General features: G+C 30.6%; 3 protein-coding genes. 1 reads left to right on the top strand and 2 read right to left on the bottom strand.

What is annotated here, in order from left to right:
* Positions 1–807 (bottom strand): AAA family ATPase (locus ACWI69_RS12070; protein ID WP_448822082.1); only part of this gene is annotated, 807 nt, incomplete at its 3' end.
* Between the two features lie 7 nt (positions 808–814).
* Positions 815–2131: a DNA cytosine methyltransferase gene (locus tag ACWI69_RS12065; RefSeq protein WP_448822081.1), complete on the bottom strand. Its 1317-nt coding sequence runs from the start codon at positions 2129–2131 to the stop codon at positions 815–817.
* A gap of 58 nt (positions 2132–2189) precedes the next feature.
* Here ACWI69_RS12065 and ACWI69_RS12060 point away from each other — a divergent pair.
* Positions 2190–2455, top strand: a 266-nt coding sequence (locus tag ACWI69_RS12060) for a hypothetical protein (RefSeq protein ID WP_448822080.1), incomplete at its 3' end; no start/stop codon positions are given.

The following is a 2455-nucleotide window of genomic DNA, read 5'->3' as shown; positions in this document are numbered from 1 at the left end:
ATTTGCAAATTGTAATACGGCCGATAACAATCTACGAGTCCCTTTACCTTTTACTCTAAAAGGAATTTCATTTTTGTCATGAAGTGATAATTTATTTTGATTATAATATATTTCCCTAGAGTCCATCAATGTCTTTATTCCATCTATATCTACAAGATGTGTTTCTACATTTTCAGAAAATATTTTATTAAATGTTTCAAAATTAGCTGTATTTATTGTATTAAGAGCATTTCTTAATGGTTGTACAGAATTGCTTTTGGTTGAATTTAATTCTTTTACTGAAACAAGTGAATTTAATGGAGAACCTTGACTCCAAGCGAAGTGTTTATCAGTATAATCTGAAATCATGAAACAATTAAATTTTGCTCGATCTAAGCTACTTATCTCTTTATAGTTTTCTTCTTGGCAATTGTTATAAACATACCACTTAGGTTCAAGATTTTCTTTAACTTCCAATTTTATGGTTAGTATTTTATGTCCACCTTCAATTGGAGTATCTAATATCGTATTATTTTTTGAGTCCCAAAACCTCATATATAAACCAAACTTTGATTCTAATACAAAGGTTTCTGGCATTTTTACAGAAACCTCTATTTGAATTGGATCCTCAACATTTTTCATATAAAAATCATTATCACAAAAGGGGATATTCCAAGTTGAAGATAAAGCTAAAGATATTGCTTCTAATATAGTTGTTTTTCCGCTGTCACCTTGACCAACCAAGCATATTAACTGTTTTTCACCAAACATATGATGAAAAGTTTTTAAGCCTCTAAAATTTTTTATACTTAAATCTATAACATGCATAATAAACCTAAATAAATAATTTATCCCACAATTCTTCAAGTCTTTTGGCAATGTTGTAGGCTAATAATGGAGGAACAGCATTACCAATTAATTTGTATGCACTACTTGCACTTAACTTGTATCGTCCTGCTTTTTCTGTGGCTTGAACAAATGGATAATCATCTGGGAACGTTTGAAAACGAGCACATTCTCTTACTGTCAGTCGTCTTTCTTCTAAACCCTGCTTTAATTCAGAAAAATGTGTGCCACCATTATCTTTTGATAGCCTTCTATATTCAATATTTCCATGATGTTCAGCTCTAATAGTAGGAGCCAAACCATTTAAGTTAATTTCTGTCTGTCCCTGCGAATTTGGACAATATTTCGCTTTGGAATAGCACATTTGAGCCAAATCTTTAATCTCTTCTGCCGGTTCTTTTAAATCTTTAACCACTTCAGAAGTTGTAACGTAAGGTTTTAATTTGTCATTATTATTTAACAAGCTTAATTGAGCTGTTGTTTTAGAATTATCATAGTGTGTTTTTATTGGATATGGATCATATTCTTCTGAAATATTTTCTTGTGTAAGAGCTTTTAAGGCATCCTTTTTTAAATATTTTTTATTAAGCCCTATAAAAATGACACGTTCTCTTTTTTGTGGCACCCCATAGTCTCCTGCAAAAAGAACTCGTGCCGGAACAACTAAGTACCCCTCATCAATATTTCTAAAATCGTTTTCAATTATTTCTTTTACATCTCCAAAGGATACCAAGCCCTTTACATTTTCGGCAATAAAAACTTTAGGTTTTGTAATTTCTATAACTTCTTTCATCCAAAGGTAAAGCATACCTCTGGTTTCCGTTGTTGGAACATCAAAATCTTCTTTTTTGCCATTATGACTTTTCTCAGAGTTAAAACCTCTTCTTTTCCCTGCCAGACTAAAATCTTGGCAAGGAAATCCTCCCGTTACGATATCAACATTTTCCGGAAAATTATACTCGCCCTTTTTATATGCCTTTACAAGATCAACAATGCTTTCTAAATGAAATATATTATCTGGATATCCATATTTTTTAAAATATGAATTCCAAGCAGTTTTTGCGATATCCATAATATCATTAGCAAAAACTAAATCAAAATCAGTTGGCTGTAGTTCTATAAAATTATTCGATTCGTTTTTTACCCAATCTGGATGAATATCTTTATTAATGCATGCAGAAGGCACTTTGAACCTACCTTCAAAACCCAAGTCCATTCCTCCGCACCCACTAAAGAGCGATAAAACTTTTTTATTTTTTCCTTTTCTTGAATCAATAACTTTATTGCTCATATCTTGATTATACATAAAATACTTAAAAAAGTCTGGTTTGTGTTAGAATGTTAAGAGTAAGGGGTTTGATAGCATGGCTGATATTTATACACATTTAAGAGAGCTCGGGGTAGCTTTTTCTTTCTTCAATAAAAAAGATTTATCCAACATTACACCTGAATATTTTTATGAGATCTGTACTAAAAATATAGATTTACCATGTAAATTAACAATTCAAATGATTGCGGCGAATTCCGATACTTTTAATGAAAGAGAATTAACTATAATAAAAAATGCAATAAAATTGGGAAGCATAATAAAAGAAAAATTTGATATAAAAGACAATCCTAAAATTGTGTG

It is taken from the genome of Cetobacterium sp., from assembly GCF_977044495.1.
The sequence above is the reverse complement of the archived record's forward strand: the minus strand, read 5'-3'. Positions and strand labels throughout refer to the sequence as shown.

Bases quoted from the DNA above. Each gene is read 5' to 3' on its own strand.
- ACWI69_RS12065 (WP_448822081.1), bottom strand. From the start codon at position 2,131: ATGTATAATCAAGATATGAGCAATAAAGTTATTGATTCAAGAAAAGGA.